This window comes from Streptomyces sp. NPDC059524, from assembly GCF_042749255.1.
Classification (GTDB): domain Bacteria; phylum Actinomycetota; class Actinomycetes; order Streptomycetales; family Streptomycetaceae; genus Streptomyces; species Streptomyces xanthii.
In genome coordinates this window covers 35,175-42,043 of record NZ_JBHYTK010000063.1, presented here as the reverse complement: position 1 = coordinate 42,043, position 6,869 = coordinate 35,175, and the positions used below count along the sequence as shown (strand labels likewise).

Annotated in this window: 7 protein-coding genes; 2 read left to right on the top strand and 5 right to left on the bottom strand. The window is 72.0% G+C overall.

The features are described 5' to 3' along the window. Positions 1–38: 38 nt before the first annotated feature. Genes ACFW9D_RS19385 through ACFW9D_RS19370 form a run of 4 tightly spaced genes read right to left on the bottom strand, consistent with a single transcriptional unit; the run spans position 39 to position 2,969 of the window. On the bottom strand, positions 39–410 hold the full coding sequence (locus ACFW9D_RS19385; RefSeq protein WP_188337358.1) for a holo-ACP synthase: 372 nt from the start codon (positions 408–410) through the stop codon (positions 39–41). A 10-nt stretch (positions 411–420) separates the two neighbouring features. Next, complete coding sequence (locus ACFW9D_RS19380; RefSeq protein WP_384623338.1) at positions 421–930, bottom strand: MmcQ/YjbR family DNA-binding protein; 510 nt, start codon at positions 928–930, stop codon at positions 421–423. After that, positions 927–2,774, bottom strand: coding sequence for a glutamine--fructose-6-phosphate transaminase (isomerizing) (gene glmS / locus ACFW9D_RS19375; protein WP_384623336.1), 1,848 nt, complete (start codon positions 2,772–2,774; stop codon positions 927–929). Before glmS ends, ACFW9D_RS19380 begins: the two co-directional genes overlap by 4 nt. 33 nt (positions 2,775–2,807) lie before the next feature. Then, complete coding sequence (locus tag ACFW9D_RS19370) at positions 2,808–2,969, bottom strand: hypothetical protein (protein WP_188337361.1); 162 nt, start codon at positions 2,967–2,969, stop codon at positions 2,808–2,810. Positions 2,970–3,278: 309 nt separating this feature from the next. Between ACFW9D_RS19370 and coaA the strand changes: the two genes are divergently transcribed. Together coaA and ACFW9D_RS19360 are read left to right on the top strand one after the other, a co-directional pair. Next, positions 3,279–4,265, top strand: a complete 987-nt coding sequence (gene coaA, locus ACFW9D_RS19365) for a type I pantothenate kinase (protein ID WP_188341382.1) — start codon at positions 3,279–3,281, stop codon at positions 4,263–4,265. Between the two features lie 20 nt (positions 4,266–4,285). Beyond that, positions 4,286–5,215, top strand: coding sequence for a DUF389 domain-containing protein (locus tag ACFW9D_RS19360; RefSeq protein WP_188337362.1), 930 nt, complete (start codon positions 4,286–4,288; stop codon positions 5,213–5,215). A gap of 110 nt (positions 5,216–5,325) precedes the next feature. Here ACFW9D_RS19360 and glmM read toward each other — a convergent pair whose 3' ends face one another. Beyond that, positions 5,326–6,684, bottom strand: coding sequence for a phosphoglucosamine mutase (glmM, locus tag ACFW9D_RS19355; RefSeq protein ID WP_384623334.1), 1,359 nt, complete (start codon positions 6,682–6,684; stop codon positions 5,326–5,328). Positions 6,685–6,869 lie beyond the last annotated feature (185 nt).

Genomic DNA, 6,869 nt, shown 5'->3' with positions numbered 1-6,869 from the left:
TCGGACCCGCCCCCCCCCCCAGCAGCGGCAGCGCCCCCTCAGCCTTCGGCCACCACCACCGCCGACGCCACCCCCGCGTCATGGCTCAGCGACACATGAAAGGACCGCACTCCGAGCTCCGAGGCACGCGCCGCCACCGTCCCGGTCACCCGCATCCGCGGCTGCCCACTGGGCTCGACCCAGACCTCCGCGTCGGTCCAGTGCAGCCCGGCCGGCGCCCCGAGCGCCTTGGCGATCGCCTCCTTGGCCGCGAACCGCGCGGCCAGGGAGGCCACCCCGCGCCGCTCCCCACTGGGCAGCAGCAGCTCGTCCGGCAGGAACAAGCGCCCGGCCAGCCCCGGCGTCCGCTCCAGCGACGCCGCGAACCGCTCGATCTCGGCCACGTCGATTCCGACCCCGATGATGCTCATGCCGAGCACCCTACGGCCGGTGGAACCCCAGGCCGCGCCCCTCCAGAGCCTCCGTCAGGATCCGTACGGCCTTGGGGCCGACGCCGTGCAGCGCCGACAGCTCGGCCTCCGTGAGCCCGGCGACCTCCGCGAGCGTCCGCAGCCCCGCACCGTGCAGCGCCCGCGTCGCCGGGCGCCCGATCCCGGCGGGCAGATCCGAGGGAGGGTCGTCGGATCCGCCCCGGCCGCGCCACGACGCCCGCACGAGCCGGTCGAGCGCCGCGTCGTCGAGTTCCTCCAGCGGCACCCGGAACCCGATCGTCCGCCCGGCCCGCTCCAGCCGTTCCCCACCCGGGTGCGCGGCGAGCGCCGCCTCGGTCTCCTCAGGTGACAGGTGCAGCTGCACGCGCCGCCCGTCCTTGGTCAGCGACGCGAAGCCCTTGCCCCGTACGGAGTAGGCCGCCATGCCGAAGTGCGTGCCCTCCTCGGTCTCCGGGAGGCCGAGGGCCAGCGCGCGCAGCCGTTCCCCCTGGTCCGTCATTCCACGGTCACCGACTTCGCCAGGTTGCGCGGCTGGTCGACCTCGTTGCCGCGGGCCGTCGCCAGCTCGCAGGCGAACACCTGGAGCGGCACGGTCGCGACCAGCGGCTGGAGCAGGGTCGGCGTCGCCGGGACGCGGACAAGGTGGTCGGCGTACGGGACGACGGCCTCGTCGCCCTCCTCCGCGATCACGATGGTCAGGGCGCCGCGGGCCCGGATCTCCTGGATGTTGGAGACGATCTTGTCGTGGAGGACGGAGCGTCCGCGCGGGGACGGGACGACCACGACCACCGGGAGGCCGGGCTCGATCAGCGCGATCGGCCCGTGCTTGAGCTCGCCCGCCGCGAAGCCCTCCGCGTGCATGTACGCGAGCTCCTTGAGCTTGAGCGCGCCCTCCAGCGCGACCGGGTAGCCGACGTGCCGGCCCAGGAACAGCACGGTGTCGTGCGCGGCGAGCGACCGCGCCAGCTCCCGTACGGGCTCCATCGTCTCCAGGACCCGTTCGACCTCCTCGCCGATCCGCGCGAGGTCCCGTACGACGGCGAGGATCTCGTCGGCCCACTTGGTGCCCCGCACCTGGCCCAGGTACAGCGCCACCAGATAGCAGGCGACGAGCTGGGTGAGGAAGGCCTTCGTGGACGCCACGGCGACCTCGGGGCCGGCGTGCGTGTAGAGCACGGCGTCGGACTCGCGCGGGATCGTCGACCCGTTGGTGTTGCAGATGGCCAGCACCGTCGCGCCCTGCTCGCGCGCGTGCCGCAGCGCCATCAGCGTGTCCATCGTCTCGCCGGACTGGGAGATCGCGATGACGAGCGAGCGGGCGTCGAGGATCGGGTCCCGGTAGCGGAACTCGCTGGCCAGCTCGACCTCGCACGGGATCCGGGTCCAGTGCTCGATGGCGTACTTGGCGATGAGCCCGGCGTGGAAGGCGGTCCCGCACGCCACGATGACGACCTTGTCGACCATCCGCAGCACCTGCGGCGGGATCCGCAGCTCGTCCAGGGTGAGCTGCCCCTCGGCGCCGATCCGCCCGAGCAGCGTGTCCGCGACGGCCTTCGGCTGCTCGGCGATCTCCTTGAGCATGAAGTAGTCGTAGCCGCCCTTCTCGGCGGCGGAGGCGTCCCAGTCGACGTGGTAGTGCCGCACGTCGGCGGGCCGCCCGTCGAAGTCGGTCACGGTCACCCCGTCGCGGCGCAGCTCGACGACCTGGTCCTGGCCGAGCTCGATCGCGGAGCGGGTGTGCGCGATGAACGCGGAGACGTCCGAGGCGAGGAACGCCTCGCCCTCCCCGACCCCGACGACGAGCGGCGAGTTCCGGCGCGCGCCGACGACCACGTCGGGCTCGTCCGCGTGCGCCGCGACCAGCGTGAACGCGCCTTCGAGGCGCCGGCACACGAGCCGCATCGCCTCCGCGAGGTCCCCGCTCGCCGAGTACTCCTCGGCGAGCAGGTGGGACACGACCTCGGTGTCGGTCTCGGAGGCCAGCACGTGCCCACGCCCGGCGAGCTCCTCGCGCAGCGCGGCGAAGTTCTCGATGATCCCGTTGTGGACGACGGCGACCCGGCCCGCGTTGTCGAGGTGCGGGTGCGCGTTGGTGTCGGTCGGGCCGCCGTGGGTGGCCCACCGGGTGTGTCCGATCCCGGTGGCACCGGCCGGCAGCGGCCGGTCCACCAGTTCCTTCTCCAGGTTGGCCAGCTTGCCCGCCTTCTTGGCCGCGGCGAGCGACCCGTCGGCGAGCACGGCCACACCGGCGGAGTCGTACCCCCGGTACTCCAGCCTCTTCAGCCCGGCCAGGACCACGTCCAGCGCCGACTGCGACCCTACGTATCCCACGATTCCGCACATAGGGCGCAGCCTAGGGCTGACCCGCTCTCAGGTTCAGTACCCGCCCTCCAGCCGGTCGCGCGCGTCCTCCACGAGGTCGAGGTACTCGTCCTCCTCGCCGGGCGGCTTGCTCCCCCTGCGGTAGAAGTCCAGAGTGTCGTCCAGGTCCTCGCCGATGTCCTCGTCGGGCAGCTCCTGCGCCAGGTCACTGAGCACCTGACCGGCCCATGCCGTTCTGGCCGTCTTCCCCACCTCCCCCGTTGTCCTCCCGCGCCGGGCGCGGGCGGATCTCTTCCTTCGTCCGAATCCGGGCATGCGAAACACACTCATCGGGCTCCCCTCCCTCCCTGTACGGCGTAGATGGCCCGTACAGGTGTCGGAAACGTACCCGTCGGTTGCACAACAGGTCCATACCTGTTGAGAACCTGTGACATGTCCGGGAGCGACCGAGCGTGACGGAGCCCACCCTCCGATCACGCCACACAGCCGTAACAATGAACTGTGATCTCTCCGGTCTCCGAGCCTCTGGCTCCACGATCCGCGACTTCCCGGAGCGCCCACCGGCAACGGCCGGAGGCGACTCCCTACGTCGACCTCACCCGCAGTGAATGGAGCGCCCTGCGCGACAAGACGCCGCTGCCTCTGACCGCCGAGGAGCTGGAACGGTTGCGCGGCCTCGGCGACGTGATCGACCTCGACGAGGTCCGCGACATCTACCTGCCGCTCTCCCGGCTGCTGAACCTCTACGTGGGCGCCACCGACGGCCTGCGCGGCGCGCTCAACACGTTCCTCGGCGAGAAGGGCACCCAGTCCGGCACCCCCTTCGTCATAGGGGTCGCCGGCTCGGTCGCCGTCGGCAAGTCCACCGTGGCCCGCCTGCTCCAGGCCCTGCTCTCGCGCTGGCCGGAGCACCCGCGCGTGGAGCGCGTCACCACCGACGGCTTCCTGCTGCCCACCAAGGAGCTGGAGGCCCGCGGTCTGATGGCCAGGAAGGGCTTCCCGGAGTCCTACGACCGCCGCGCCCTGACCCGGTTCGTCGCCGACATCAAGGCGGGCAAGGACGAGGTCACCGCCCCCGTCTACTCCCACCTCATCTACGACATCGTGCCCGGCCAGCAGCTGACGGTGCGCCGCCCCGACATCCTCATCGTCGAGGGCATCAACGTGCTGCAGCCCGCCCTGCCCGGCAAGGACGGCCGCACCCGCGTCGGCCTCGCCGACTACTTCGACTTCAGCGTGTACGTGGACGCGAAGGCCGAGGACATCGAGCGCTGGTACCTGAACCGCTTCCTGAAGCTGCGCGCGACGGCCTTCCAGGACCCGTCCTCGTACTTCCGCAAGTACACGCAGGTGTCGGAGGAGGAGGCGCTCGACTACGCGCGCACGACCTGGCGCACCGTCAACAAGCCCAACCTGCTGGAGAACGTGGCCCCCACCCGCGGCCGCGCCGGTCTCGTCATCCGCAAGGGGTCCGATCACAAGGTGCAGCGCCTGCGGCTCCGCAAACTCTGAACGGCGGCTACCGTACGCGCATGCTGCATCTGCGCCTGATCACGCCCGCCCGGACGACGGACGACGCGGTGCGTCTCATCGAGGGAACCGTCGGCACCACACACCTCGTGGTGCTCCCGGGCGCGGCCCGCGACCCGTCGGGCGACGTCGTCATGTGCGACGTCGCCCGTGAGGCCTGCGACGAACTCCTCGTCGGGCTCAGCGGCCTGGGCATCGAGACGGACGGCTCGATCGCCGTCGAGAACATCGACCTGTCCCTGTCGGAGCGCGCCGACCGGGCCGAGGACGACGCCCCGGGCGAGGGCGCCGACGCGGTGCTCTGGGCCCATCTGACGGACGCCACGCACGAGGAGTCCACGCTCAGCTGGACCTACCTGGCGTTCCTCACCATCGCCACGATGATCGCGGCGTGCGGCGTCGTCCTCGACAACGCGATCCTGATCGTGGGCGCGATGGCGGTCGGCCCGGAGTTCGGCCCGCTCGCAGGCATCTGCACGGCCCTGGTCCAGCGCGCCCCGCGGCTGGCCCTGCGCTCCCTGACCGCGCTGCTCGTGGGCTTCGCGGTGGCGATGACGGTGACGGTCGGCTTCGCCCACTTCATGGACGCCGTGAACCTCTTCAGCGAGGCCCAGTTGGAGGCGAAGCGCCCCAACACGGGCTTCGTCTACGCCCCCGACTGGTTCTCGTTCGTGGTGGCGGTTCTCGCGGGCGCGGCCGGAGTCCTCTCCCTCACCTCGACGAAGTCGGGCGCGATGGTCGGCGTGGCGATCTCCGTGACGACGGTCCCGGCGGCGGCGAACGCCGCGGTGGCCCTCGGCTACCGCGACGTCGACCAGACCTGGGGCTCCACGGAACAACTCCTCCTGAACCTCCTGGGCATCATCCTGGCCGGCACCACGACCCTGCTCGTCCAGAAGCTCTTCTGGGCCAGGAAACGCAAGACGGCCTGAGGAGGAGCGCCCCTGAGATGGCGCACGAAGTACGCATCTCAGGGGCGCGGGGAACTGCGCGAGAAGCCCCACCGGGTGTCACCCGGCCGGACACCGAACCAGGCAGACGCCTAGCCGAGCGCCGACTTGACCGCGTCGGCCAACCGCCCGGCCACAGACCGAGCCTGCTCGATGTCAGCGGCCTCGACCATGACCCGAACCAGCGGCTCCGTCCCCGAGGGCCGAAGCAGCACCCGCCCGGTGCTCCCGAGCTCGGCCTCCGCGTCAGCGACGGCCGAAGCCAGCGGCACCGACGTACCGACCCGGGACTTGTCCACGTCCGGCACGTTGATGAGCACCTGCGGCAGCCGCTCCATGACGGAGGCGAGCTCCTGGAGGCTGCGGCCGGTCTGCGCGACCCGCGCGGCGAGCAGCAGCCCGGTCAGCGTCCCGTCACCCGTCGTCGCGTGGTCGAGCGCGATGACGTGCCCGGACTGCTCGCCGCCGAGCGCGAACCCGTGCTCCTTCATGTTCTCCAGCACGTACCGGTCGCCGACGGCGGTCTGCACGAGCGTGATGCCCTCGCGCTCCATCGCCAGCTTCAGCCCGAGGTTGGACATGACGGTCGCGACCAGCGTGTCCTGGCGCAGCACACCGCGCTCGCGCAGGGCGATCGCGAGGACGGCCATGATCTGGTCGCCGTCGACCTCGGAGCCGGTGTGGTCCACGGCCAGGCAGCGGTCCGCGTCCCCGTCGTGGGCGATGCCGAAGTGGGCGCCGTGCTCGACGACGGCGGCCTTCAGCAGGTCCAGGTGCGTGGAGCCGCACCCGTCGTTGATGTTCAGCCCGTCCGGCTCGGCGCCGATCGTGACGATCTCCGCGCCGGCCCGGGTGAAGGCCTCCGGGGAGACCCGCGCGGCGGCACCGTGCGCCTCGTCGAGGACGATCTTCAGGCCCTCGAGCCGGTTCGGCAGGACGCCGACGAGGTGGGCGACGTACTGGTCGAGGCCCTCGTCGTATGACTTCACGCGGCCGACGCCGGCGCCGGTGGGCCGGTCCCAGGGCGCGCCGGTGCGGTGCTCCTCGTAGACGGACTCGATGCGGTCCTCGAGGGCGTCGTCCAGCTTGTGGCCGCCGCGGGCGAGGAACTTGATCCCGTTGTCCGGCATCGCGTTGTGGCTCGCGGAGAGCATCACGCCGAGGTCGGCTCCCAGCGCACCGGTGAGGTACGCCACCGCGGGGGTGGGCAGCACACCGACGCGCAGGACGTCGACGCCCGCGCTGGCCAGTCCGGCGACGACCGCGGCCTCCAGGAACTCGCCCGAGGCCCGTGGATCACGGCCGACGACCGCGACCGGACGGTGTCCCTCGAACGAGCCCGCCTCGCCGAGCACGTGCGCGGCGGCGACCGACAGGCCGAGCGCCAGCTCGGCCGTCAGATCCGCGTTGGCGACACCGCGCACGCCGTCCGTGCCGAAGAGTCGTCCCACTTGGTGTCCTCCACAACTTCGTCGTCCATAAGCCGAACGCCCCCGGGGGGCCGGCGGGGGGGGCCGGGTCTCCCCGGCCCGCGGCGGGCGCCGCGCGGGGGGGGGGCTTTCCCGGGGGGCCCCCCCCCGCTATGCCCCCCCCCCGCGACAGCAGCGTCGGCAGCGCAGACTCGACCGATTCCACC